24 protein-coding genes are annotated in these 25,158 nt (G+C 59.5%); 12 read left to right on the forward strand and 12 right to left on the reverse strand.

What is annotated here, in order from left to right; all coding sequences use genetic code 11:
- The 4 genes from K675_RS32700 to K675_RS0129680 form a co-directional block, all read right to left on the reverse strand.
- Nucleotides 1-152, reverse strand: a 152-nt coding sequence (locus tag K675_RS32700) for a DUF4381 domain-containing protein (protein ID WP_157384022.1), incomplete at its 3' end; no start/stop codon positions are given.
- Nucleotides 149-1,093, reverse strand: coding sequence for a DUF58 domain-containing protein (locus K675_RS0129670; RefSeq protein WP_017907084.1), 945 nt, complete (start codon nucleotides 1,091-1,093; stop codon nucleotides 149-151). The genes K675_RS0129670 and K675_RS32700, both read right to left, overlap by 4 nt.
- 7 nt (nucleotides 1,094-1,100) lie before the next feature.
- The gene (locus K675_RS0129675) at nucleotides 1,101-2,060 is read right to left on the reverse strand and encodes an AAA family ATPase (protein WP_017907085.1); all 960 of its coding nucleotides are present in this window, start codon (nucleotides 2,058-2,060) and stop codon (nucleotides 1,101-1,103) included.
- A gap of 178 nt (nucleotides 2,061-2,238) precedes the next feature.
- Nucleotides 2,239-2,595, reverse strand: a complete 357-nt coding sequence (locus tag K675_RS0129680; protein ID WP_017907086.1) for a hypothetical protein — start codon at nucleotides 2,593-2,595, stop codon at nucleotides 2,239-2,241.
- A 315-nt stretch (nucleotides 2,596-2,910) separates the two neighbouring features.
- Here K675_RS0129680 and K675_RS0129685 point away from each other — a divergent pair, with 315 nt between their 5' ends.
- The 8 genes from K675_RS0129685 (at nucleotide 2,911) to K675_RS0129720 (ending at nucleotide 15,105) form a co-directional block, all read left to right on the forward strand.
- Nucleotides 2,911-3,831, forward strand: a complete 921-nt coding sequence (locus K675_RS0129685; RefSeq protein ID WP_017907087.1) for a glycosyltransferase family 2 protein — start codon at nucleotides 2,911-2,913, stop codon at nucleotides 3,829-3,831.
- Between the two features lie 81 nt (nucleotides 3,832-3,912).
- A complete protein-coding gene (locus tag K675_RS0129690) occupies nucleotides 3,913-4,731 on the forward strand; it encodes an ABC transporter permease (protein ID WP_080635429.1) in 819 nt (272 codons plus the stop codon).
- The gene (locus K675_RS31645) at nucleotides 4,721-6,070 is read left to right on the forward strand and encodes an ABC transporter ATP-binding protein (protein WP_017907089.1); all 1,350 of its coding nucleotides are present in this window, start codon (nucleotides 4,721-4,723) and stop codon (nucleotides 6,068-6,070) included. The genes K675_RS0129690 and K675_RS31645 overlap by 11 nt, the downstream gene beginning before the upstream one ends.
- 37 nt (nucleotides 6,071-6,107) lie before the next feature.
- The gene (locus K675_RS31650; RefSeq protein ID WP_017907090.1) at nucleotides 6,108-6,887 is read left to right on the forward strand and encodes an ABC transporter permease; all 780 of its coding nucleotides are present in this window, start codon (nucleotides 6,108-6,110) and stop codon (nucleotides 6,885-6,887) included.
- A gap of 16 nt (nucleotides 6,888-6,903) precedes the next feature.
- Nucleotides 6,904-7,614 carry an ABC transporter ATP-binding protein gene (locus K675_RS0129705; RefSeq protein ID WP_232434497.1) on the forward strand — a complete coding sequence of 237 codons (711 nt, stop codon included), beginning with the start codon at nucleotides 6,904-6,906 and terminating at the stop codon, nucleotides 7,612-7,614.
- Nucleotides 7,611-9,035 carry a hypothetical protein gene (locus K675_RS0129710; RefSeq protein WP_017907092.1) on the forward strand — a complete coding sequence of 475 codons (1,425 nt, stop codon included), beginning with the start codon at nucleotides 7,611-7,613 and terminating at the stop codon, nucleotides 9,033-9,035. Before K675_RS0129705 ends, K675_RS0129710 begins: the two co-directional genes overlap by 4 nt.
- Nucleotides 9,025-9,879, forward strand: a complete 855-nt coding sequence (locus K675_RS31655) for a hypothetical protein (protein WP_080635431.1) — start codon at nucleotides 9,025-9,027, stop codon at nucleotides 9,877-9,879. The genes K675_RS0129710 and K675_RS31655 overlap by 11 nt, the downstream gene beginning before the upstream one ends.
- Nucleotides 9,880-10,242: 363 nt before the next feature.
- Nucleotides 10,243-15,105, forward strand: a complete 4,863-nt coding sequence (locus K675_RS0129720) for an NAD-glutamate dehydrogenase (protein WP_017907094.1) — start codon at nucleotides 10,243-10,245, stop codon at nucleotides 15,103-15,105.
- Between the two features lie 73 nt (nucleotides 15,106-15,178).
- Here K675_RS0129720 and K675_RS0129725 read toward each other — a convergent pair whose 3' ends face one another.
- Together K675_RS0129725 and K675_RS0129730 are read right to left on the reverse strand one after the other, a co-directional pair.
- The gene (locus K675_RS0129725) at nucleotides 15,179-15,442 is read right to left on the reverse strand and encodes a DUF4404 family protein (RefSeq protein WP_017907095.1); all 264 of its coding nucleotides are present in this window, start codon (nucleotides 15,440-15,442) and stop codon (nucleotides 15,179-15,181) included.
- 121 nt (nucleotides 15,443-15,563) lie between these two features.
- Entirely contained in the window at nucleotides 15,564-16,172 is a 609-nt protein-coding gene (locus K675_RS0129730; RefSeq protein ID WP_017907096.1) for a hypothetical protein, read from the reverse strand.
- A gap of 197 nt (nucleotides 16,173-16,369) precedes the next feature.
- Between K675_RS0129730 and K675_RS0129735 the strand changes: the two genes are divergently transcribed.
- Nucleotides 16,370-17,056: an MlaA family lipoprotein gene (locus tag K675_RS0129735; RefSeq protein ID WP_026145654.1), complete on the forward strand. Its 687-nt coding sequence runs from the start codon at nucleotides 16,370-16,372 to the stop codon at nucleotides 17,054-17,056.
- A gap of 160 nt (nucleotides 17,057-17,216) precedes the next feature.
- On the opposite strand, the gene K675_RS0129740 is transcribed toward K675_RS0129735, so the two are convergent.
- A complete protein-coding gene (locus K675_RS0129740) occupies nucleotides 17,217-17,513 on the reverse strand; it encodes a PilZ domain-containing protein (RefSeq protein ID WP_017907098.1) in 297 nt (98 codons plus the stop codon).
- 274 nt (nucleotides 17,514-17,787) lie between these two features.
- Between K675_RS0129740 and rssB the strand changes: the two genes are divergently transcribed.
- Both rssB and rssC read left to right on the forward strand, forming a co-directional pair.
- A complete protein-coding gene (rssB, locus tag K675_RS0129745) occupies nucleotides 17,788-18,969 on the forward strand; it encodes a two-component system response regulator RssB (RefSeq protein ID WP_017907099.1) in 1,182 nt (393 codons plus the stop codon).
- Complete coding sequence (gene rssC, locus K675_RS0129750; RefSeq protein ID WP_017127881.1) at nucleotides 18,969-19,451, forward strand: anti-sigma factor antagonist RssC; 483 nt, start codon at nucleotides 18,969-18,971, stop codon at nucleotides 19,449-19,451. The genes rssB and rssC overlap by 1 nt, the downstream gene beginning before the upstream one ends.
- Nucleotides 19,452-19,626: 175 nt before the next feature.
- Here rssC and dusA read toward each other — a convergent pair whose 3' ends face one another.
- A complete protein-coding gene (gene dusA / locus K675_RS0129755) occupies nucleotides 19,627-20,607 on the reverse strand; it encodes a tRNA dihydrouridine(20/20a) synthase DusA (protein ID WP_026145655.1) in 981 nt (326 codons plus the stop codon).
- A 141-nt stretch (nucleotides 20,608-20,748) separates the two neighbouring features.
- Here dusA and K675_RS31660 point away from each other — a divergent pair, with 141 nt between their 5' ends.
- A complete protein-coding gene (locus K675_RS31660; RefSeq protein ID WP_017907101.1) occupies nucleotides 20,749-21,840 on the forward strand; it encodes a tyrosine-type recombinase/integrase in 1,092 nt (363 codons plus the stop codon).
- Here K675_RS31660 and K675_RS31665 read toward each other — a convergent pair.
- The 4 genes from K675_RS31665 to K675_RS33850 all read right to left on the reverse strand — a co-directional run.
- Nucleotides 21,808-22,086 (reverse strand): hypothetical protein, encoded by a 279-nt coding sequence (locus tag K675_RS31665; protein WP_157384023.1) that lies wholly within the window; start codon nucleotides 22,084-22,086, stop codon nucleotides 21,808-21,810. The genes K675_RS31660 and K675_RS31665 overlap by 33 nt on opposite strands.
- 383 nt (nucleotides 22,087-22,469) lie before the next feature.
- On the reverse strand, nucleotides 22,470-23,471 hold the full coding sequence (locus tag K675_RS0129770) for a hypothetical protein (protein ID WP_017907103.1): 1,002 nt from the start codon (nucleotides 23,469-23,471) through the stop codon (nucleotides 22,470-22,472).
- 52 nt (nucleotides 23,472-23,523) lie between these two features.
- The gene (locus K675_RS0129775) at nucleotides 23,524-24,057 is read right to left on the reverse strand and encodes a hypothetical protein (RefSeq protein WP_017907104.1); all 534 of its coding nucleotides are present in this window, start codon (nucleotides 24,055-24,057) and stop codon (nucleotides 23,524-23,526) included.
- Nucleotides 24,058-24,885: 828 nt separating this feature from the next.
- Nucleotides 24,886-25,158, reverse strand: a 273-nt coding sequence (locus K675_RS33850) for a hypothetical protein (RefSeq protein ID WP_232434498.1), incomplete at its 5' end; no start/stop codon positions are given.

A 25,158-nucleotide genomic window follows, 5' to 3' on the forward strand; every position in this document is an offset into this window, starting at 1 on the left:
GGCCGTCTGGCCAGCAGCCAGCGGCGCAGATACCAGAGGCCGACGCCCAGCAGCGGCATCGACAGCGCCAGCAGCCACCAGCCAGGAGCCGGCGGCCAGAAACCCTGTACCGGTGGGGTGATCAGCGGTTGCAACTGGTCCAGGTCGCTCATGACGGTTTTCCCGGCCGCTGCGGGTTGAGGTACTCGCGCAGTTGCTCGACCATTTCACCCTGGGTGCTCAGTGGCATCAACAGCACCCGCAACTTTTGCGCCAGCAACTCCCAGCGGGCAGCCCGCGCGTCGCCCTGGGCGCGATAGGCCTGGCGCAGTTCCGGGTTCAGCGTGTCGAGTTCCAAAAGTGCGCCACGATCGGCGAAGCGCAGCAGGCCGGCGGCGGGCAGGGCGTGGTCGAGGGGGTCGGAGACCGGCAGCAGCAACAGGTCGCAATGCCGCGACAGCAGGCTCAACTGGCGCTCGGCGGCATCGCTCAGCGCGCGCTCGTCGCAGATCACGATCACCAGGCTGCCCGGGCGCAGCACTTCCCGCGCCCGGATCAGCGCCTGGCCCAGGGTGTCGTGGCCTGCGGCGACGTCGGTGTGCAGCGAGTGGTTGACCCGCACCAGCCGGTTGAGCAGTTGCAAGAGGCTCTGCTTGCTGCGCCGTGGCTTGATTTCGTAATGCTCGTTGTCGCCGTAGACCAGCCCACCGACCCGGTCGTTATGCCCCAGTGCGGCCCAGCCGATCAGGCTGGCCGCCTGGGCGGCGAGCACCGACTTGAACATCTGGCCGGAGCCGAAGAACAGTTGCCGGCTCTGTTCGACGAGAATGAAGATCGGCCGCTCGCGCTCTTCGTGGAACAGCTTGGTATGCGGTTCCTGGGTTCGCGCGGTGACCCGCCAGTCGATGGTCCGCACGTCGTCGCCGGCCTGGTAGACCCGCACCTGGTCGAAGTCCACGCCACGGCCGCGCAGTTTCGAATGGTGCAGGCCGATCAGCGGGCTGCGTTGGCTCGGCGTCGAGAACAGCCGCACTTCGCGCACGCGATGACGCATCTCGATCAACTCGGCGAGAGTGGTACGGATGCCGGGCTCGGCGGGTAGCGGGTTGATCATTGTCGGCTCAGGCGACGGCGACGACGTCGAGAATCCGCTGGACGACCCGATCCTGGTCGATCCCCGCCGCCTCGGCTTCGAACGACAGGATGATGCGGTGGCGCAGCACGTCGAACAGCACCGCCTGGATATCTTCCGGGCTGACGAAGTCGCGTCCGGCCAGCCAGGCGTGGGCCCGGGCGCAGCGGTCGAGGGCGATCGAGCCGCGTGGGCTGGCGCCGTAGGCGATCCATTCGGCCATTTCCGCGTCGAACTTGGCCGGGCTGCGGGTCGCCATCACCAGTTGGACCAGGTATTCCTCCACGGCGTCGGCCATGTACAGGCCGAGGATTTCCTTGCGCGCGGCGAAGATCGCCTGCTGGCTGACCCGGCGTTCGGGCTTGGCCTCGCCGTTCAGCGCTTCGCCCCGGGCCTGCTGGAGGATGCGCCGTTCAACGGCGGCGTCCGGGAAGCCGATCTTGACGTGCATCAGGAAACGGTCGAGCTGGGCTTCCGGCAACGGGTAGGTGCCTTCCTGTTCGATCGGGTTCTGGGTCGCCATCACCAGGAATAACGGTGACAGGTCGTAGGTACTGCGTCCTACGCTGACCTGGCGCTCGGCCATGGCTTCGAGCAGCGCCGACTGGACCTTGGCCGGAGCCCGGTTGATTTCGTCGGCCAGCACCAGGTTATGGAAGATCGGGCCCTGCTGGAACACGAAGCTGCCGGTTTCCGGCCGATAGATCTCGGTGCCGGTGATGTCGGCGGGCAGCAGGTCGGGGGTGAACTGGATGCGATGGAACTGCGCTTCGATGCCTTCGGCCAGCTCCTTGATGGCCTTGGTCTTGGCCAGGCCAGGGGCGCCCTCGACCAGCATGTGGCCGTCGGCCAGCAAGGCGATCAGCAGGCGTTCGATGAGCTTTTCCTGGCCGAGAATCTGCGCTGAGAGAAAGGTTCGCAGCGCCAGCAGCGCTTCACGATGTTCCATCGATGAGTGTTCCTGGAGAGGGGGGCGACGGCATGCGGACAAATGTCGTCGCCGGGGGCGCTACTTTAATCCATCGAGGGTCGTGGCGACTAACGGACAAAGGGATTTTTGCGATTTTTCGAGAAAAATCCTGCGTTGTTGAGAGTCATTTCTCACGAATGTGGCGTACTTGCGATTTTCAACCCAGTTCGCTGACGTACGTGCCGGTGCCGTCGAGGATGTTCTTGAGTGTCTGTTCGACCTCGCCCAGTTCGGACGCGTCGGTGCGGTGCAGGATTTCCAGGTGGTCCGCGCCGTTGAGGGCGTCGGCATCGCCGGGGGCGACCTCGATCAGCAGGCGGGTGGCGCTGAAGGTCACCTTGACCCCATCCAGGGTCGACGGCTCGCCGTCGAGGGTGATTTCCAGCTCGTCCTCGTCCGGGTAGCGGGTCATCAGGAACATCTCGCCCTTGTCGCTGTGGCAGCAGAGCATGGCCATGTTGTCTTCTTCATCGTCGCAGGGGTTGGCGATGAGGTGGGCGGTACTGAACGGCATGGGCTGGGTGTCCTGTGGCGGGAGCGGGGTAGGGGCGATAGTTTGCCTGTATCCGCGAGATTTTTCAGGCACGGATGACGGCTGCCCGCCACTTCACTCCGAGTTTCGCTCTATTGGGCACCAGTCAGATATTTGTAGGAAGTATCTTGGTTTCAACTTCTCTCATTCCATATCGTGTTCAGAGTTCTCGTATAGACCTGTCATTTCTGACAGTAGACGATATGCGCCGAAGTCTTGATAATCATCGCCAAGCCGAGTTCCCGCGTTGTCCGGTTCAAGATTTTCCTGGAAATCTTCTAACGGAGGAATAAGGCCTTGAAAGTCTCGATCCTGATGTGTACCTACAATGGCCAACGATTTCTGGCCGAACAGATCAACTCCTTTGAACGCCAGAGCCATTGCAATTGGAACCTGGCGATATCCGATGATGGCTCCAGTGATGCCACCTTGGACGTGATCGACCGTTGTACGAGTGATTGGCCAGGAGGGCGGCTGAAAGTATTTCCCGGTCCGCGCAGGGGGTTTGCCGCCAACTTCCTGTCGTTGACCTTTCGTCCTGAAGTTCAGGCGGATTTCTATGCCTGGTCCGATCAGGACGATATCTGGAACGAAGACAAGCTCGAAACCGCGCTCATGTGGTTGCAGAGCGTTCCCGGGCATGTGCCGGCCTTGTACTGCGGGCGTACCCGGTTGATCTCGGAATTGGGCATCGACGCCGGTCGGTCTCCCTGTTTCTCCCAGCCTCCGGACTTTGCCAATGCGCTGGTCCAGAACATCGGGGGTGGCAACACCATGGTGTTCAACCATGCCGCCCGCGAACTGCTGCGCGAAGCCGGGCCCGATGTCTGCATTCCCTCCCATGACTGGTGGGCCTACCAGCTGGTGTCCGGGGCCCGGGACGGGGTGGTCTTCTATGACCCGCAACCCAAGACACTCTACCGCCAGCACCAGGCCAACCTGGTCGGCAGCAATGCCGGATGGCTGGCCCGTCTCCATCGGATCCGCATGCTGATCCATGGCCGTTTTCACGAGTGGAATCGGCAGAACATCCGCGCCCTGGAATTGATGGGACATCGCTTGGATCGAAGCAATGTCGAAATATTGTCGCTCTTCAAAACCGCCCGTGAGCAACCGCTGTTTCACCGGATCTCGGGTATCAGGCGTTCCGGAGTGCACAGGCAGACGCCTGTTGGAAATCTGGGGCTGATGTTCGCGGCGCTGATCAGGAAAATCTGAACAGCCGTATCTGATGTTCATTGGCTATTTGTCTGGTCTGGTCACAAGTCAGATGTTTTTTATTGTCAGGGGTTCGACTGCATGCTCCCACTCGCGAATAGAACGAGCGATATTTCCAGAGGATTGTGGCGCCAGCGAAGTCTTATATTGATATTGGTTCGACATGAACTTTCCAGGCGTTGCCATGGCTCGTTCGGGAAACTGTTGCGGTCGTTGGCCAATCTGCTGTTCATGTCGGCTATCTATGTTTTTGTCTTTGGGGTGGTGCTCCAGTCCCATTGGCGAACGGATGGTAGTTTGTTCCTGCCGTTCTCCCTGACGATCTTCATCGGTCTGATCGTTTTCAGTCTTTTTGCAGAATGCCTGGGACGGTCACCCCATCTGGTGCTCGCCCACGGTTACTACGTGAAGAAAATCGCATTCCCTTTCGAGGTATTGCCGCTGGCACTGCTGGCGGGCGCGGTTCTCCAGTTCCTGATCAATCTCTGCGTCTGGTTGATCCTGTGCGGGCTGTTTTTTCAGATACCGCCCCTGACCTCTCTGCTGTTGCCGCTGGTGGTGCTGCCACTGGCGCTCTTCGCCCTCGGGTTGTCCTGGATCCTGGCATCGTTGGGGACCTACCTGCGCAATCTGGGGGCGTTGGTCGGCGTATTGCTGACAGCGCTGCTGTTTCTGTCGCCGGTCTTCTATCCGATCGAGGCGCTGCCCGAATCCCTGCGCCCCCTCATGGGCCTCAATCCACTCGCTCAGGTGATCGAGAACGCCCGACTGGTGATGCTTTGGGGACGGTGGCCAGATCTTTCCGCCTGGTTGCTATCGCTATTGGCCGGTGGTGGGGTGGCGTGGTGTGGGCTGGCGTTTTTCCGGATAACCCGCGGAGGATTTGCCGATGTCCTCTGAGATCGTTCTGCGGGTCGATGAGGTGGGCAAGTGCTACCGGCGCTATGGTCGGCCCCGCGACCGCCTGCTGCAGATGCTGCCGTTGGTACGTGACTGCTCCTGGCGTGAGTTCCGGGCGCTGGAGCATGTCTCGTTCGACATGAACAGGGGCGAGGCTATCGGTATCGTCGGTCGCAACGGCGCTGGCAAGTCAACGCTGTTGCAGCTCATCGCGGCGGCCCTGAGTCCCAGTTCGGGGCACATTTTCGCCAACGGGCGTGTTGCGGCGTTGCTGGAGTCGGGGAGCGGATTCGATCCTCGGCTCAGCGGGCGCGAAAACGTCTACCTGGTCGCCACCCTGCATGGTCTGGGCAAGGAGGAGATCGACCAGCGGTTTTCCGCGATTGCCGCCTTTGCCGATATCGGCGGCTTCATGGAACAGCCGGCGAGTACCTATTCGAGCGCCATGCACGTGCGCCTGGCATTTGCGGTGATCGCTCATGTCGACGCCGATATCCTGCTGATTGACGAAGCGCTGGCCGTCGCTGGCGACGGCTTTGCCGCACGATGTCTGCGCTTTCTTCGCGAGTTCAAGCAGCGGCATTCGGTGATTCTTGTCAGCCACGATATCGCGGCGATCACCGGCCTGTGTGATCGGGTGATCTGGTTGGACCGTGGCGCTCGGCGGCAGATCGGCGAGCCCGGCCCGGTCTGTGCGGCCTATCTGGAGGACCTGCGGGCCTCGACGGCGGTCGGCCGGCGGGCCGGTACGGATGGACATGGGCGCCTTTTCAAACCCATCGGTTCCTGGGTTTCGCCGGACCCGGCCCGGCGTATCGGCGAGGCCGACGCTCGTGGCCTGGCGGGCGACCTGGAGGTGTTCCGTTTTGATCCCGAGGCCCCCGGCACCTTTGGTGGGCGGGAGGCACGCATCGTTCATGTCGGGTTCAGCGATCGTGCCGGTGCCGGTTTGAGCTGGGTGGCCGGGGGCGAACGGGTCACCCTCACGATCGAAGCCGAGGCGCATGTCCACATAGAACAGCCCGTCATCGGGTTTTCCGTCAAGGACTCCCTGGGCCAGACACTGTTTGGCGATAACGCCTGCACCGGTCCCCAGGGCAGGCCGGGTGCCGCTGCGGCGGGTGCCAGCCTGTCGGTGGCGTTCGAGTTTCCCATGCCGAGACTGGTCCGGGGCGACTATGTCGTCCAGGTCGCCATCGCCGATGGCGAGCGCAACGATCATCGACCTTTGCACTGGTGTGACGAAGCCCTGCTGATCAGATCCAGCCATGACCCTCTGGTGCAGGAGTCCCACGGCACGGCGCCCATGGGCTGTGGCCTGGATATGGGGGGCTCGTGAAGAATTCCATGCATTCGACAAAGACAGGGAGCCACCCATGACGGAGGGACTCAGGGATCTGCTTGCGGCAGTTTCCAGGCGGGATATCTGGTTGAGTTTCGCCCTCAGTGACACGCGGGCACGCTACGCGAGAAGCACGCTGGGGCCCTGGTGGATCACCCTGGGTACCGGGCTTGGCGTGATTGGGTTGGGGTTGGTATGGAGCGCGGTCATGGGGCTGGAGTTACGGGCGATGCTGCCCAGTCTCGCCGTGGGCCTGGTTCTGTGGTTCATGATTTCCGGGATCATTGCCGAATCGTCGAATTGCTTTGTCAATCAGTCAGCCATCATTCGAAATTATTCGTTGCCACTGTCACTGCATACATTGCGTCTGCTTTCCAAGCATCTGATCAACTTCTCACACAACATATCGATTGTTCTAATTGTGTTCTGCCTGTATGGCTTTCCAACCGTTGCGAATGTGGGCTGGGCGTTGCTCGGTCTTCTGCTGGTTATCGTGAATCTTTGGTGGATCGCCTTGTTGATCGCCACCCTGGGGGCCAGGTTTCGGGATCTTGGGCCTTGTATCGAAGCGTTGATGCCGATCCTGTTCTTCATGACGCCCATCCTCTACAAGAAGTCCGATGTCGTTGCCAGTCTTTCCTGGTTTGCCTTGAATCCCATCGCCACGCTGTTTTCCCTGGTCAAGAATCCATTGTTGTCATTGCCGATCGAGACCTTCGATTACTGCAGCATGGCTGTTCTCAGTCTGGCTGGTTGGACTTTGGCCGTCGTGGTTTTTGGGCGATATAAAAAAAACATCGTCTTTTGGGTCTGATATGGCATTCATACAATTGAAGAATCTTGCTCTGAGTTTTCCCGTCATTACCGAAGCGGGCGCCTCCCTCAGGACGCAGTTGGTCAGGATGAGTACCGGAGGCATCATTTCCAGGGATGACTCCCATACGGTTCACATCCAGGCACTAAAGAATATCAACCTCACGCTGGTCGATGGCGACCGGGTAGGGCTGATTGGTCACAACGGTTCGGGCAAGAGCAGTCTGCTGAGGACATTGGCCGGGATCTACATGCCCTCCAGTGGCAGCCGTCATCTGCAGGGCAGCGTGCGTGCCCTGTTCGAACTCGGCGTCGGTACGGACCATGAATTGTCGGGGCGGGCGAATATCGATCGCCTGGCGCGGCTTTACGGTTATCCGTTGCGCAAGGTGCAGCAGGACATTGCCGAGATCGAGGAATTTTCCGAATTGGGCGGCTATCTGGATCTGCCGATCCGCTCCTATTCCTCGGGTATGCAGCTGCGGCTGATCTTTGCCATCTCGACACTTTATTCCAGTGACATCCTGCTGATCGACGAGGTCTTCGGCGTGGGCGACGAATCCTTCCAGGAGAAAGCCAGGCAGCGAATGGAAAGCATGATGCACCGCTCGAAGATCGTGGTCATGGCCTCTCACTCGAAGGAGTTGCTCAACAAGTTCTGCAATAAAACCATCAGGCTCGAATCCGGCAGCATTGTGGCGATTGAGTCGAACAAGGAGAAAGCATGAGTAAGGCGGCAATGTTCAGGATAGCCAAGGTGGCCGCGTTCGAGATACTGGGGCCATACACCTGCCGGCTCGCCCTGGCGAGCCTGCGTGAAGGCAAGTCGCTGTCCGGTCTCCCGTCACGGGTGAGGCTGGCTTACTACCTATTGAAAGTGGCGAATGTATTCCTTCCATTGTCCGCCTTGATGCGCGAGCAGGAAAAGTCGGAACTCGAACGACCACAACTCTATGACGAGCACTTGCTCAACCTGATGGTCAACAGGGCTTATGACTTGCCCGAGGTGATCGTCGATCAGCAGGCGCCCGTGCGTATAAATGTGCTGGTGCCGGCATTTACCATCAATACCATTTCCGCGGGTTTCTTTGGGGTCTTCAATGTGGCGATGTTTATCGCCCAGCAGGGTTATCGCGTGCGACTGGTACTGTTCGACAACTTCTATTATGTCGAGGACGAGTTCCGCAAGGCATTGCAAAAATTTCCCTCCATGGAGCGTCTGTTCGAACTGATGGAGGTCGAGTACATCGGTTCGCGGGTAGCGCCGTTGAAGGTGTCGCCGAGGGATAACTGCGTCGCGACGGTCTGGTACAGCGCCTACTTTGCCAACAAGATTGCCCAGTTGACGGGCGCGCGGCCATTTCTCTACCTGATTCAGGATTTTGAAGCAGCCTTTCATCCATTCAATAGCCAGTATTGTATTTCCCGGAATTCCTATGATTTCAACTATCACACCCTGTCGTCATCGAGTGCCTTGTTAAGCTATCTCAAGGCCAATGCCATCACTCCGGAAGGACAACGCCTGCGCTCGATGAGCTTCGACAATGCCTGTTCCTCCTCGATCTATGCGCAGGAGGAATTTCACGCGCAAAAGAGAAATGGCCGCAGGCGGTTCGTGTTCTACAGTCGCCCGGCGGTGAATCGAAACATGTTCGAAATGGCTGCGCTGGCTTTGATCGATGCGTTCAAGAAGGGGGCGTTCGACGTGGGCGACTGGGAGTTCTACGGGATGGGCATCGGCAATGCCTCTGTCCGGTTGGCCGAAGGCGTGGAGGTGGTGCAGTTGCCCAGGATGCCCCTGGATGAGTATGAGGCCGTCACCAAGACCTTCGACCTGTGCCTGACCCTGATGTCCTCGCCACACCCCAGCCTGATCCCGATGGACCTTGCCGCTTCCGGTGCCATCGTCGTCACCAACACGTTTGCGACCAAGACGCCGGACTACCTCGCCGCCATATCGAAGAACATTATTGCGGTCCCGCCCGATCTGCATCGATTGTCTTCAGCCATTATCGAGGGCGTCAAACGGACGGATGATATCCAGTCACGCTACGAGAATGCCGCCGTGAACTGGCCCAGGTCGTGGGCGGAAACCTGGACCGAAAAACACCGAACATTCATTCGCGAGGTTTTTGCCGATGCCAGGTAAAAAGGACCTTGAAGAGCGTCTCCAGGCCGTAGGGAGCCGATATGGTTGTGACAAGGTGGTCACGCACCATTACCACCGGTTTTACGCGAATCACTTGCTGGATTACGTGGGACGCCCTTTCAAACTGCTGGAAATCGGCGTGGGAGGCGAGGGCACCGATCCGGGCGGTGCCTCGCTGAAGCTCTGGGCCGAGGTTTTTCCCTTGGCAACCATTCATGGTCTGGACCTCTACGACAAGCGTGAGCTCGACAGTGAAAGAGTCCGAACCTTCGTGGTCGACCAGGGCGATCCGCTCGCACTGGATCGTTTCATGAAGCGATACGGTCCATTCGACATCATCATCGATGATGGCAGCCACCGGCGCAGCGACCAGTTGACCAGCCTGTTCAACCTGATCACCGGGGTGGTGGCTGGAGGGTATTACATTCTCGAGGATTACTTCACGTCCTACTGGCCGGTTTATGACGGTTCAACACTGGCCAAGGATTTCCTCGACACCCCCGTGCGCTGGCTCAAGCAGGCCATCGATATCATCAACCGCAACAATCTGCTTTCCCTGGAGATGAAAGCACTGATCCCGAACTGGGAGATCGAGGCACTGCATGTCTATCCCGGCGTGGCTTTCCTCAGGAAAGGGGTGGGCCCCAACCGCAGTGCCTTGCCCGGCGGTGATTTCGTCGAAAACCAGTTGCAGCTCGATGAACTCAGGTATGGCCGCTACAAGACTTGGTTTTTCGACCATGCCCGTGATCCGATGAACTACCTGGCGCTGTTGCACAAGTTCAGGCAGGCACTGGACGCTGAGATTGCCCGCCTTCAGGGGACCGGCAAGCGCGAAACCTGAGGGCGGCCGGTCCTTTTCCAGGCCAGGCGCGTGGGCTCGGGCTGTCGGCTGGAAGTCTCCCAGGGCCGTTCGGTGCTGCCTGTCAATGTCCGAATATGTCGCAGCGTTGCAAGAACGCCTGTCGGCCCTCTCGTTAAGCTTCGCAACGGATAGTTTTTCCCCGGCCCCGGCCAGTAAAACCGGCGGCGGCCGTGGAAGAAGCTAATCTTCGAACGTGGATGTGACCCCTGGGTCGCGATCAGCATCATCAACCTGTCACTGTGCACTGCCCAAGCTACACCTGCCCAGTGATGACGGTCCCCTTTTTCGGGGAAACTCGCGACGCTTCTCTCTATATAACAAAGCCCAAGCGGAGTACCACAGATGGCGTTCTTCACCGCAGCCAGCAAGGCCGACTTCCAGCATCAACTGCAAGCGGCACTGGCGCAGCACATCAGCGAGCAGGCACTGCCACAAGTGGCGCTGTTTGCTGAACAGTTCTTCGGCATCATTTCCCTGGACGAACTGACCCAGCGTCGACTCTCCGACCTCGCCGGCTGTACCCTGTCAGCCTGGCGCCTGCTGGAGCGCTTCGACCACGCCCAGTCGCAAGTGCGGGTCTACAACCCGGACTATGAACGCCATGGCTGGCAATCGACCCACACCGCCGTGGAAGTCCTGCACCACGACCTGCCATTCCTGGTGGACTCGGTGCGCACCGAACTCAACCGCCGCGGCTACAGCATCCACACCCTGCAGACCACCGTGCTCAGCGTGCGTCGTGGCAGCAAGGGCGAGTTGCTGGAAATCCTGCCAAAAGGCACCCAGGGCGAAGGCATTCTCAACGAATCGCTGATGTACCTGGAGATCGACCGCTGCGCCAACGCCGCCGAACTGAATGTGCTGTCCAAGGAACTGGAGCAGGTGCTGGCGGAAGTCCGCGTCGCGGTCGCCGACTTCGAGCCGATGAAGGCCAAGGTCCAGGAACTGATCCACGGCATCGACAACAGCCAGTTCGCCATCGCCGCCGACGAAAAGGCCGAGATCAGGAGCTTCCTCGAATGGCTGGTGAACAACCACTTCACCTTCCTCGGCTACGAGGAGTTCGTGGTCCATGGCGACCAGGAAGGCGGTCACATCGAGTATGACCCCAACTCCTTCCTCGGCCTGACCAAGCTGCTGCGCGCCGGCCTCACCGCCGAAGACCTGCGCATCGAGGACTACGCCGTCGCCTACCTGGCCGAGCCGACCCCGCTGTCGTTCGCCAAGGCCGCGCACCCGAGCCGCGTACACCGCCCGGCCTATCCGGATTTCGTCTCGGTGCGGGTGATCGACGCCGACGGCAAGGTGATCAAGGAATGCCGTTTCCTCGGTCTCTACACCTCCTCGGTGTACGGCGAGAGCGTGCGGGTGATCCCGTACATCCGCCGCAAGGTCGAGGAAATCGAACGCCGCTCCGGCTTCCAGTCCAAGGCCCACCTGGGCAAGGAACTGGCCCAGGTGCTCGAAGTGCTGCCGCGCGACGACCTGTTCCAGACCCCGGTGGACGAGCTGTTCAGCACCGTGATGTCGATCGTGCAGATCCAGGAGCGCAACAAGATCCGCGTGTTCCTGCGCAAGGACCCGTACGGCCGCTTCTGCTACTGCCTGGCCTATGTGCCGCGTGATATCTACTCCACCGAAGTCCGCCAGAAGATCCAGCAGGTGCTGATGGACCGCCTGAAGGCCAGCGACTGCGAGTTCTGGACCTTCTTCTCCGAGTCCGTGCTGGCCCGTGTGCAACTGATCCTGCGGGTCGACCCGAAGAACCGCCTGGACATCGACCCGGTGCTGCTGGAGAAGGAAGTGATCCAGGCCTGCCGCAGTTGGCAGGACGACTATGCCAGCCTGGTGGTCGAGAGCTTCGGCGAGGCCCACGGCACCAACGTGCTGACCGACTTCCCGAAAGGCTTCCCGGCCGGCTACCGCGAGCGTTTCGCCGCGCACTCGGCGGTGGTCGACATGCAGCACCTGCTGAACCTGACCGAAGCCAACCCGCTGGTCATGAGCTTCTACCAGCCGCTGGGCCAGGTCTCCGGCCAGCGCGAGCTGCATTGCAAGCTCTACCACGCCGATACCCCGCTGGCGCTGTCCGACGTGCTGCCGATTCTGGAAAACCTCGGCCTGCGCGTGCTGGGCGAGTTTCCGTACCGCCTGCGCCACAGCAACGGTCGCGAGTTCTGGATCCATGACTTCGCCTTCAGCGCCGCCGAAGGCCTGGACCTGGATATCCAGCAGCTCAACGACACCCTGCAGGACGCCTTCGTCCACATCGTCCGTGGCGACGCCGAGAACGACGCGTTCAACCGCCTGGTGCTGACCGCCGGCCTGCCATGGCGCGACGTGGCGCTGCTGCGTGCCTACGCCCGCTACCTCAAGCAGATCCGCCTGGGCTTCGACCTCGGCTACATCGCCAGCACCCTGAACAACCACACCGATATCGCCCGCGAGCTGACCCGGTTGTTCAAGACCCGCTTCTACCTGGCCCGCAAGCTCAGCGCCGAAGACCTCGACGACAAGCAGCAGCGCCTGGAGCAGGCGATCCTGACCGCCCTGGACGACGTCCAGGTACTGAACGAAGACCGCATCCTGCGTCGCTACCTCGACCTGATCAAGGCGACCCTGCGGACCAACTTCTACCAGACCGACGCCAACGGCCAGAACAAGTCGTATTTCAGCTTCAAGTTCAACCCGCACGCGATCCCCGAACTGCCCAAGCCGGTGCCGAAATTCGAGATATTCGTCTATTCGCCACGGGTCGAGGGCGTGCACCTGCGCTTCGGCAACGTCGCCCGTGGCGGCCTGCGCTGGTCGGACCGCGAGGAAGACTTCCGTACCGAAGTCCTGGGTCTGGTAAAAGCCCAGCAGGTGAAGAACTCGGTGATCGTGCCGGTGGGTGCCAAGGGCGGCTTCCTGCCGCGTCGCCTGCCGCTGGGCGGCAGCCGTGACGAGATCGCGGCCGAAGGCATCGCCTGCTACCGCATCTTCATCTCCGGCCTGCTGGACATCACCGACAACCTGAAGGATGGCGCGCTGGTGCCGCCGGCCAACGTCGTGCGTCATGACGACGATGACCCGTACCTGGTGGTGGCGGCGGACAAGGGCACCGCGACCTTCTCCGACATCGCCAACGGCATCGCCATCGACTACGGTTTCTGGCTGGGCGACGCCTTCGCCTCTGGCGGCTCGGCCGGCTACGACCACAAGAAGATGGGCATCACCGCCAAGGGCGCGTGGGTGGGCGTACAGCGTCACTTCCGCGAGCGTGGCATCAACGTCCAGGAAGACAGCGTGACCGTGGTCGGCATCGGCGACATGGCCGGCGACGTGTTCGGCAACGGTCTGCTGATGTCCGACAAGCTCAAGCTGGTCGCGGCGTTCAATCACCTGCACATCTTCATCGACCCGAACCCCGAGCCGGCAGCCAGCTTCGCCGAGCGCAAGCGTCTGTTCGACCTGCCACGTTCGGCCTGGTCGGACTACGACACCAGCATCATGTCCGAGGGTGGCGGCATCTTCTCGCGCAGCGCGAAGAGCATCACCATCACACCACAGATGAAAGAGCGCTTCGACATCAGCGCCGACAAGCTGACCCCGACCGAACTGCTCAACGCCTTGCTCAAGGCACCGGTGGATCTGTTGTGGAACGGCGGTATCGGCACCTACGTCAAGGCCAGCAGCGAAAGCCACGCCGATGTCGGCGACAAGGCCAACGACGCCCTGCGGGTGAACGGCAACGAGCTGCGCTGCAAGGTGGTGGGCGAGGGTGGCAACCTGGGCATGACCCAGCTCGGTCGTGTCGAGTTCGGCCTCAATGGTGGCGGTTCCAACACCGACTTCATCGACAACGCCGGTGGCGTGGACTGCTCCGACCACGAGGTGAATATCAAGATCCTGCTCAACGAAGTGGTGCAGGCCGGCGATATGACCGAGAAGCAGCGCAACCAGTTGCTGGGCAGCATGACCGACGAAGTCGGCGGCCTGGTGTTGGGCAACAACTACAAGCAGACCCAGGCACTGTCCCTGGCGGCCCGTCGTGCCTACGACCGGATTGCCGAGTACAAGCGCCTGATGAGCGACCTGGAAGGCCGTGGCAAGCTGGACCGTGCCATCGAGTTCCTGCCGTCGGAAGAACAGATGGCCGAGCGCGTCGCCGCTGGCCAGGGCCTGACCCGCGCCGAGCTGTCGGTACTGATCTCCTACAGCAAGATCGACCTCAAGGCCGCGTTGCTCGACTCCAAGGTCCCGGATGACGACTACCTGACCCGCGACATGGAAACCGCGTTCCCACCGATGCTGGTGAGCAAGTTCGCCGATGCCATGCGTCGTCACCGCCTGAAGCGCGAAATCGTCAGCACCCAGATCGCCAACGACCTGGTCAACCACATGGGCATCACCTTCGTGCAGCGCCTGAAGGAATCCACCGGCATGAGCCCGGCGAACGTCGCCGGTGCCTACGTGATCGTGCGGGACATCTTCCACTTGCCGCACTGGTTCCGCCAGATCGAGGCCCTGGACTACAAGGTCTCGGCCGAGACCCAGCTGGAGCTGATGGACGAGCTCATGCGCCTGGGCCGTCGCGCCACGCGCTGGTTCCTGCGCAGCCGGCGCAACGAGCAGGATGCTGCCCGTGACGTCGCGCACTTCGGTCCGCACCTGGCGGCGCTGGGTCTCAAGCTCGACGAACTGCTGGAAGGTCCGACCCGTGAGCTCTGGCAGACCCGCTACCAGGCCTACGTCAAGGCCGGTGTACCGGAGCTGCTGGCGCGCATGGTGGCTGGTACCACGCACCTGTACACCCTGTTGCCGATCATCGAGGCTGCCGACGTGACCGGTCACGACGCGGCCGAAGTGGCCAAGGCCTACTTCGCGGTGGGCAGTGCCCTGGACCTGACCTGGTACTCCCAGCAGATCAGCGACCTGCGCGTGGCCAACAACTGGCAGGCCCAGGCCCGCGAAGCGTTCCGCGACGACGTCGACTGGCAGCAGCGTGCGATCACCATCTCGGTGCTCAAGCTGGCCGATGCCCCGCAGGACATGGAAGCCCGCGTGGCTCTGTGGCTGGAGCAGAACGCGAGCATGGCCGATCGCTGGCGTGCGATGCTGGTGGAGATCCGTGCCGCCAGCGGTACCGACTACGCCATGTACGCGGTGGCCAACCGTGAGCTGATGGACCTGGCCCTGAGCGGTCAGTCAGGGCTGCAATAGCCTGAAATGAGCTGTAACTAAAAAGCCCCGGTTCGTGAGAGCCGGGGCTTTTTTTCGAGTCCGGTTCCAGGTGTCAGATTCCGATGTCGCCCAGGGTCCGCACAATATTGCGCAGGGTGCCAGCAATCGTCGGGTGTTCGAGTTCGAAGCGTTCGACCGCCAGGTTCACCCCGTCGGCCAGGTTGTTGTCCTGGGTTGCGCTTTCCAGTTGCAGCTGCAGTTCGATCTGCTGCATCAGGTCCTGCAGATGGGTGCGCTCGGCCTCGGACAGCGGCGGGTTCTGTTCAAGTTGCTCGCGCAGGGTGTCGAGTTGTTCTTGCAGTTCGCGGGCAGGCATGGTGGTTTCCTTCTATGGATAGTCTCTGGCATAGACCTTCGCGACGCGATAAAGGTCTGTGCCTGAATCTCAGCGTAATCCACCGTGGCGATTCTTGCCTGATCCCAATCAATGCCACGGATCAGGGCTTTTCGCCCTTGAGCCGGCGCTGGGCGATGTCGGCGAGGCAGGTGGACAGCTCGCCCAGGTGGTCGATGACCGAGTGCACGCCAAGGCTGAACAGCTCCACGGTGGCTTTGCCGCGCTTCCTTTCCCGTTCCTGGCGGCTCAGCGCCTGCCATTCCACCGGCGCCAGGCCGCACAGCGGGCCGCAGGAGGCCAGGCCGATCGTCCACAGGCCGGCATTGAGCCCTGATTGCAGCAGGCGCGGTTCGCCGCTGACCAGGACGCAGCCTTCCAGTTGCTGCACACCCAGACCCATCAACGCCTGCCAGCAGGCGTTCGGTGATGGCCAGCGGGCTTCCCGGCAGACACCTGCGGGTTTCACCCAGTCCGGCAGTGTCGCGGCGAGTGGCTGGCTGACCTCGTGGGGCAATTCATCCATCCAGGCGCAGGGCACGCCGAGCTGTTGCAGATACTGCAACACTTCCAGTGCGCCAGGGGTGGCGTGCCGATGCTCATCCGGGCGTTGGCCGTGCCGGACGCGGGCACCGAAATCCACCAGGCAGCCGGTCAGGCCGAAGAGCAGGGCTGTGGGGGTGGGCAATGGTGCGGCGGCGGTGAGTGGCATGGCGACGTCCCTGAAATAACTTCGCAGAATAAGGCGTTGCCATTACAGTTGAATGACTCTTTGCTGTCGGTCCTCCTTGTAATTCTTTGTAGGACTTGTCTGGGTCATACTGCCTAAATACAGGTATCCGCTTTATACTGACCCCAACTATCAGGGCATGGCGCCCGCATCCCGTCTCATCCAAGGAGTTTCTTTTTATGCGCTGGATCGATCGTCTAGCTCAAGTGTCTTTGTGTGCCAGCATGGCGCTGGTGCCATTCGCCGCGCACGCGGCCGACGAAGATCCGTGGGAAAGCGTCAACCGTCCAATCTTCAAGTTCAACGACACGCTGGACACCTACGCCCTGAAACCCTTGGCCCAAGGCTATCAGGCCGTGACCCCGCAGTTCCTGGAAGACGGCATTCACAACATCTTCCGCAACTTCGGTGACGTCGGCAACCTGGTCAACGACATCCTGCAGTTCAAGCCCCAGGCCGCGGGTGTCGATACCGCGCGCCTGCTGCTCAACACCACCCTGGGTGTGGGCGGCTTCTTCGATGTCGGCACCAAAATGGGGCTGCAGCGCAACGACGAAGACTTCGGCCAGACCCTCGGCCATTGGGGCCTGGACAGCGGCCCGTACGTGGTCATTCCGTTCTTCGGCCCGAGCACCCTGCGCGATGCACCGGCCAAGGTGGTCGACAGCTACACCGAACCCTACCGCTACATCAATGACGTGCCGGCGCGCAACATCACTTTCGGCCTGGACGTGATCGACACCCGTGCCAGCCTGCTGTCGAGCGAGAAGCTGATCAGCGGCGACAAGTACATCTTCATCCGCAACGCCTACCTGCAGAACCGCGAGTTCAAGGTGAAGGACGGCAAGGTCGTCGACGACTTCTAGTTTTCGGCCCCCCGCAAACAAAAAGGCGACTTCGAGAGTCGCCTTTTTCATGCCCGCCTGAAAACACCGGGTAATGTGGAGGGTGGTTGCTTGGGCGGGAGACGGCCGGGCGGCGCTCCGCTTGCTGGCGATCCGCCGCAGGCGGCCACCCTTCGCGATCTCAGCTCATCTTGAGAATATGCAACCCCAGCTGTTGCCCCCCATCCTGATCCCTCACCCAAACCACTTCCGTCTCCGCCTCCAGCCCCTTCAGCGACGGATGATCGGACTCGATCCTCACCAGCAGCGTATCGCCAGCCTTGAACGCCCTCGGCGCCGCCACCTGCATGCCGCTGCTGGACAGGTCCACGCACACCGCCGAAATTTCCAGCCCGGCATGGATCAGCGTCACGTCGGCATCGACGCGCATCCGGATGTAATCACGCTTTTCAGTGTAGTCACGATCAGTCTGGCTCATCGACTTCGTCCTTCGATTCCGTTGTGGTTTTCACACTTCTTATAACTCCCGGTGATTTGAGGTGTAAAGACCTCAAGCGACCATCGGCATGAGCTTGAAACGCCCGGCGGATGGGAGTACCGTCTGCGCCTTAGAAGGGCACCTCTGATACCGATGCACCGGACCTGATCGTTCGGTCGTCTCGAACCGGAGAGGCTAGAAAGCGAATCCAGTAGCACGAGCGGGCCCAGGCCCTGCTGTCTACGCCAACCTAATTCTGGCGCCGTTTGCCCACATGCAGAAAACCAGTGCCACGCTGCTGATAATAGATGACGACGAAGTAGTGCGCGCAAGCCTTGCGGCCTATTTGGAAGACAGCGGATTCAGCGTCCTGCAAGCCGGCAATGGCCTGCAGGGACTTCAGGTATTCGAGCAAGCAAGGCCTGACCTCGTGATCTGCGACCTGCGCATGCCCCAGATGGGCGGCCTGGAAGTGATCCGCCAGGTTTCCGACCTTGCGCCGCAGACCCCGGTGATCGTGGTCTCGGGCGCAGGCGTCATGAACGATGCCGTCGAGGCCCTGCGTCTGGGCGCGGCCGACTACCTGATCAAGCCCCTCGAAGACCTCGCCGTGCTGGAGCACTCCGTGCGCCGGGCCCTCGACCGTGCGCGCCTGCTGCTGGAGAACCAGCGCTACCGCGAAAAGCTCGAAGCCGCCAATCGCGAACTCGAAGCCAGCCTGCACCTGCTGCAGGAAGACCAGAATGCCGGGCGCCAGGTGCAGATGAACATGCTGCCGGTCAGCCCGTGGAGCATCGACGACTTCCACTTCGCCCACCAGATCATCCCGTCCCTGTACCTGTCCGGCGACTTCGTCGACTACTTCCGGGTCGATGAGCGGCGGGTGGCGTTCTACCTGGCGGATGTTTCGGGCCACGGTGCCTCGTCGGCGTTCGTCACCGTCCTGCTGAAGTTCATGACCACGCGCCTGCTGTTCGAGTCCAAGCGCAACGGCACCCTGCCGGAGTTCAAACCGTCGCAGGTGCTGGGCCATATCAACCGCGGCCTGATCAACTGCAAGCTGGGCAAGCACGTCACCATGGTCGGTGGCGTGATCGACGAGGAAACCGGGCTGTTGACCTACAGCATCGGTGGTCACCTGCCGCTGCCGGTGCTGTACACCCCCGACAGCGTGCGGTACCTGGAAGGGCGTGGTTTGCCGGTCGGCCTGTTCAACGAGGCCACTTATGAAGACCACATTCTGGAGCTGCCGCCGACATTCAGTCTTACACTTATGTCTGATGGCATACTGGACCTTTTGCAGCAAGATACACTCAAAGAGAAAGAGGCTGCCTTGCCTGAACTGGTGAGAACAGCCGGGGGCAGCCTGGATGGCTTGCGCCAGGTTTTTGGATTGGCCACGCTAGGGGAGATGCCGGATGATATCGCCCTGTTAGTGTTGAGCAGGAACCTTTGATGAGTACCGGTAGAATCCAATTCGCCGAGCAGGATGGCACCTTCGTTCTGAAGTTCGTGGGTGAAGTGCGCCTGACCCTGTGTTCAGCGTTGGATGCCACGATCGAGAAGATCTTCACGGCGCTGAACTTCACCGCGATCGTGATCGACCTGACCGAAACCCGCAGCATCGACAGCACCACCCTGGGCTTGCTGGCCAAGCTCTCGATCCTGTCGCGGCAGAAGGTCGGCCTGTTGCCGACGGTGGTGACCGTCCACGACGACATCACCCGCCTGCTGCAGTCCATGGGTTTTGATCAGGTGTTCAACATCGTCAACCGCCCGATCCCGTGCCCGGAATGCCTGACCGACCTGCCATCGCAGGACCAGTCGGAAGAAGTGGTGCGGGTCAAGGTGCTGGAAGCGCACAAGATCCTGATGGGCTTGAACGACTCCAACCGCGAAGCGTTTCACGACCTGGTCAACGCGCTCGAGCGCAGTTGAGCCACTGACGCCCCGGGGCGGACAAAAAAGGGCGACACCTGACCGGGTGTCGCCCTTTTTGCGCTGGCCCGGTCAAAGACCAGTGTGCAATGTCCGGTGGTGCGAGCTTTTCTGTGGGAGCCGGCTTGCTGGCGATGAACGATGACACCGTCCCAACTGACTCCCGGGGCGGCAATCAGCGCCCCTCCAACAACGCCCCCGCCTGATCCAGCAACGCCAGCGGATCCGGCGCCTTGTGAATATCCACCGACAGCAACTGCCGGAACCGCCGCGCCCCCGGAAACCCGGTGCCCAGCCCCAGCACATGCCGCGTCACATGATGCATCGCCCCTCCACTGGCAATATGTTCCGCCACATAAGGCCGCAACTGCGCCAGTGCCTCGGCCCGTGAAATCACCGGCGCCGTGCTGCCGAACAGTTGCTGGTCCACCTCGGCCAGCAGATACGGGTTGTGATAGGCCTCGCGCCCCAGCATCACCCCATCGAAGGTCTGCAGGTGTTCCCGGCACTGTTCCAGCGTCTTGATCCCGCCGTTGAGCACGATCTCCAGCGCTGGGAAATCCTGCTTCAGCCGCGCCGCCACGTTATAGCGCAGCGGTGGAATCTCGCGGTTCTCCTTGGGCGACAACCCCTCCAGGATCGCGATCCGCGCATGCACGGTAAAACTGCCGCAACCGGCCTCGCGCACCGTGCCGACGAAATCGCAGAGTTCCTCGTAGCTGTCCCGGCCATTGATGCCGATGCGGTGCTTGACCGTCACCGGAATCGACACCGCGTCACGCATGGCCTTCACGCAATCGGCCACTAACTGCGGATGGCCCATGAGGCAGGCGCCGATCATGTTGTTCTGCACCCGGTCGCTGGGGCAGCCGACATTGAGGTTGACCTCGTCGTAGCCGGCTTCCTCGGCCAGGCGTGCGCAGGCGGCCAGGTCGGCCGGTACGCTGCCGCCTAGTTGCAGCGCCAGCGGGTGTTCGGAAACGTTGTAGCGCAGGAAACGCTCACGATCGCCGTGGAGAATGGCACCGGTGGTGACCATCTCGGTGTAGAGCAGGGTGTGCTTGGAAAGCAGGCGCAGGAAGTACCGACAATGGCGGTCAGTCCAGTCCATCATGGGGGCAACGCTGAATCTGCGCGATATAACTTCTTGATTCATATGAGTTTTTTGATTCTTTAAATGCCTAGATTTTGATGGTTTTGTGCATCAGGTGCACACGTGGTGCACACGAGGGGATTGAAGGGTAGTCATATCGCCTATAATATGTCCTGCAAATTTGCACACAGGATGCACACGCCGATGGCTACCTTCACAACGCTTCCTTCGGGGAAAACCCGAGCCCAAATCCGTGTTGCTGGATTTTACAGGTCTCAGACGTTTGATCTCGCAAAAACCGCCAGGAAGTGGGCAAAGGAAGTGGAGCAGCAGCTCAAGCTCTCGGCTAGCCAGGATTATGTAGACCCCCACAGAGACTCGACCCTGGAAGACCTAATCTGCAAGTACGAAGAGGTTGAGGGTTCAGCCAAGCCGTTTGGTAAAAACAAGACGGCGGTACTCAAAGCACTTAAGAGAAAGCTGGGGCATGTGAAGCTGCTGGCATTGTCCCCGATTGTGGTTCGGGACTTTGTTGATCGTAGGCGAAAAGAAGGTGCAGGAGGCGTGACAATCTCTATCGACCTTTCATACCTAAAGACAATTCTGAGTTGGGGTCGGTATGTGAGGAAACATAATGTCAGGCCTGACATCGTGGCCGATGTGAGACAGGGGCTCAAGCATACAACCTTGGAGATGAGGTCTGTTGAGCGGGAGAGAGTCGCAACTCCTGAAGAGATTGAGCGGCTGGTTGGTCATTACAAGAAAATGAAGCGGTTCCAGATCGACATGATCGCCGTGATCGGATTCGCACTCCTCACGTCTTTGCGCCAGGAAGAGGTCTGCTCAGTGCTTATCGAAGAAATCGATCTGAATGAGCGCGTAATGCTCGTTCGAAACAGGAAACATCCGAAGAAGAAGCAAGGCAATGACAGCAAAGTGCCGATTCTTGACGACTTCGTAGATGCGATCGTAAAAGCTAAAGGGGATCGAAAGTCAGGGCGTCTTTTTCCGTTTAACCCAAGGTCTGTGAGCGCTTCCTTTACCAGGGCTTGCAAGGCTCTGGGTATCAAAGACCTGCACTTCCATGATCTCCGGCACACTGCAACGACTGACCTTTTTGCGCGGGAGCTTGAGATCCAGTCTGTGTCACTGTTTACCGGACATAAAGATTGGAAGACATTGCGCCGCTATACCCACATCAAGCCAGAATCAGTGCATCTGGATGAAAGAAGGAAGGCATTGCGGCGTGCCCAGGAGGATGAGTCAAAGCGTGGCCCGGATGTGGCTCCGGTCTGACTTTTCGTGAGTCAATGCTTCAAAGAAGGTTTTGACGTTGCCAATCGAGTAAAGGGGTTCGTTGCCGAAAAGGATCGAGACAGGCCCCTTGGAGCGCTTCCTCCAAGACTCCAGGGTGCTCTTCTTGACGCCAGCTAACATCGCAAGCTGGGACTCAGTCAGGTATCCCAAGGACTCAGCCAGCCTGGCCCGCTCCCGCTCGACCATCTGATCATCGATCGTCAGCTCAAAATCTTCGACCTTCACGCACGCATTCATCTCTCTTCTGCCTGATTCACCTACCGGGCGACACCGTGCTGCCCGCTTCGTCAAATCAATATGTAGCTAAATCGAATTCTTGGCAATACCGTTCGTCGGATTTTGATATATTACCCTTGACAAATTAGCAATTATAGAAAGTACACCGAGTTTACTATCTCCAACCCCAACCCCCGCCACGCTTGCGTTTCCCTGAAAAACCGAACACAATAAACGCCATAATATGTACAGTCAGGGAGCGAAATCATGTTCGAGAAAATCTTCCAATGGGTCGTGTGCATTGCCGTTTTTTGCTACCTCTTCGCGATCATCGTGTAAAAAGCTGCCTGGCTGAGTGGTTGGGAACAAAAAAGGGGCCGGTGGCCCCTTTGTCATTTCTTGCTGGCCTTGGCCTTTTTGGCTGCAGCTTCCGTCTCTTTGAATCGCTTTATCTCCCGTGGCAGGGTCACTTCGTCATAGATGTACCTCACCCCTGCCTGTTCGGACTTGGCTTCCGCAAGGTGGTATCGGGGGGAGTTGTGATGCTCCAATGGGAGATCGGGCTCACCTGCTTCCAGGTATTTTTTTCGGTCGGCTTTCAAGAATTTGAGGTGGCTCTCCAAGCGCGCTACCTCGGCTTTCGCTGCGACTTGGTCGGGCCCGCCCACTTCCTTCACCAACCGCTTAAACTGAGCCAGCACGTCGCGGTAGATCTTTGTGGCGCGATCGTGAATCTCTACGCCCTGGAGCTTCGATTCGAGATCCTGGATGGACTTTTCGAGTTCGGATTTGCGCTGGTCATATTCCTCGTTCACCTGAGCAACAGTGCGTGCAGGCCTCCCCATGACCCTGGGTGTTTCCTCATTGATCATCGCTTTGGCCAAGGCAAGCCGAGCTGTCCCGAAGTTTTCCGCCAATCCACGGTCAAGGCTTTCCAGAGGTGATTTGGCAGGCCTTCCTATTCTTGGGGCGCTTTCAATCAGTGAGGCAATGCTGTCAGGGGTTGAAAGCTCTTCATCCTCGTTAGCTTCCAGGGCATTCAATTCAATCAAGCCTTCGCTGAACTCGGAGACCATTTCGGAGTACGACTGCTCGTCCGATTTCGCGATCTTCCCAACGCGCAAAGGTGCGGGATCAGACTTCCGGAAAGCATGGATAGCACTGAGATCCGGCAGTTGGGCAAGCTCCTTGATGTGCCGGGCCTTGTCATCACCGCCGCGAGCGATCAGCTGCCCCAAACCAAGTCGGTGCGCTAAAGCGTTTGCGCGCAAAATGCGGGTATGCGGATCGTCGACATCCAAGGGGTCAGCAAGGCGCTGGGCACAGTCGTCCAAGTTGGCCTTGAGTCGTGCAAGCTGGTTTCGCTTTAGCTGGATATCTGATGGTCTTGGCATGACAGGCCCCGGTGCAAATATCGTGGATAATATTGCATCTGGGCTTGGAGGGCTAATCGGGGCGATCGGATTCTGAAAGGACAAGGCCCAGGTTGCGTTTGTAACGCTTGAGATCAGCAAGGGCCTTGTCTGGGGAGGCTTCCCAGATTTGCCGATCTTCGTTGTATGTGAGTTGCCCCTGCCAGGCACTGGTGTCTTCGGACGTGTGTACAAAGTCGATGTCACCAAGCGGCGTACTGAAGCGGTATGACCTGCCAGTCGTGACAAAGGTCTGGCAAAACGGGATCTGGCTGATCCACCCGCATTCGCTGAGGATGCTTTCACAACTCAGATAAAAGTCATCCGCAGGGCGGAGAAAATTGGCTAAGCGAAACAGGCCGGAGGCCGGTGGCTTCAAAAATGGATTGACGTACAGGCAAGGCCCGAAGCGCTCGATCAACCCTGCCTTCACATGCCTGGTCATGGCCACCCCCAAGGTCTTGCGATCAGGGTAGCCGGCGCATGCAATCAGCGCTGACTCAGGGATACACCAGACCCCATTGTCAGCAAGCATGCGGCATGACTCAAGCAGCAGTTTTCGATTCATGTCGCCTCCATTCACTCAACAAAAAACTATCATTTTTGCTAGTAAATTGTCGAGCCAGGGAGGCGCTAGGCTTGGCTGGTGGGACTCGGGACGATCCGGCGATAGCGGTTGTGTCGATAGACCTTGCACTCTTCACGCGAATATCTGATTTCACGCCCGAAACCCTGGTAGTAGCCCAAGTCTGGATTTCGACTCCGCCATGTCTTCAGCGTGCTGGGTGAAACTCCGATAATCTCGGCAGCCTCAAACTGATCAATCAGATCGCTCGGAAGTTCTTGGTATACGCCCATCGCCTTACTCTCTCTTTTCGTTGTGTCGTCCACCGACACTCAAAAGGCTATGGCCGATCAATATTCCTGTAAACCGAATTCTAATTGTCTACTAAGTATACTAACTACCGATTTGCGCTATGACATACCCGCAAACCCAACAAAACCGGGCGTTGTCTGACACTGCCCCAACTATCTAACAGTACCACACCCGACGAACGGTCAAACTATTGCCAATTTGTCAATTAGCTTCGTACAGACAAAGAAAAGCCCCGACCAGGGAAGAGAGAGGAACCTGGTCAGGGCTTGGGCACAACAACTGTGGCAAGAAAGAGAGAGTGAACTCACCACATCTTTATAATATCAAGCGAGAATCACCCGGTGCAAACAAAAACAACCACTGAGTACAAATAAATTTCTAGGGAAAATCTGTTGGGGTGTTTTGTTTGAGTGTTGTTTTTGAGTACAAGGTTTGAGTGCAAAGGCTGGTGGGTTTGCGCGCAAAAAGCCCCAAGGGGTTGGGGGCTTAGTCTCATCTGAATTTACTGCGGGTGTTGTACTACAGGCTCCTGAAGGTGTACATCATGTCTTCAATAGCAAACGGTAGACGCACATACTCTGGGCGCTTTGTTTTACTGAGTTTACTTAGGGAATCTTTAAGCTCTGGGATCAGCTTTACAGCGTCTTTACTGAGTATGACGTCCCAGGTTCTTTGCCCCGCATTGCTAACAAGACTCACTTCGTACAGATCGTGAAGGCAGTATTTCAAACCTTGTACTCTGATGCTTGGGTAGCCCTCAAAGCTTCCGACACCAGAATTAGACAGTCTAAG

The organism is Pseudomonas fuscovaginae SE-1 (assembly GCF_000364705.1).
Classification (GTDB): domain Bacteria; phylum Pseudomonadota; class Gammaproteobacteria; order Pseudomonadales; family Pseudomonadaceae; genus Aquipseudomonas; species Aquipseudomonas fuscovaginae_A.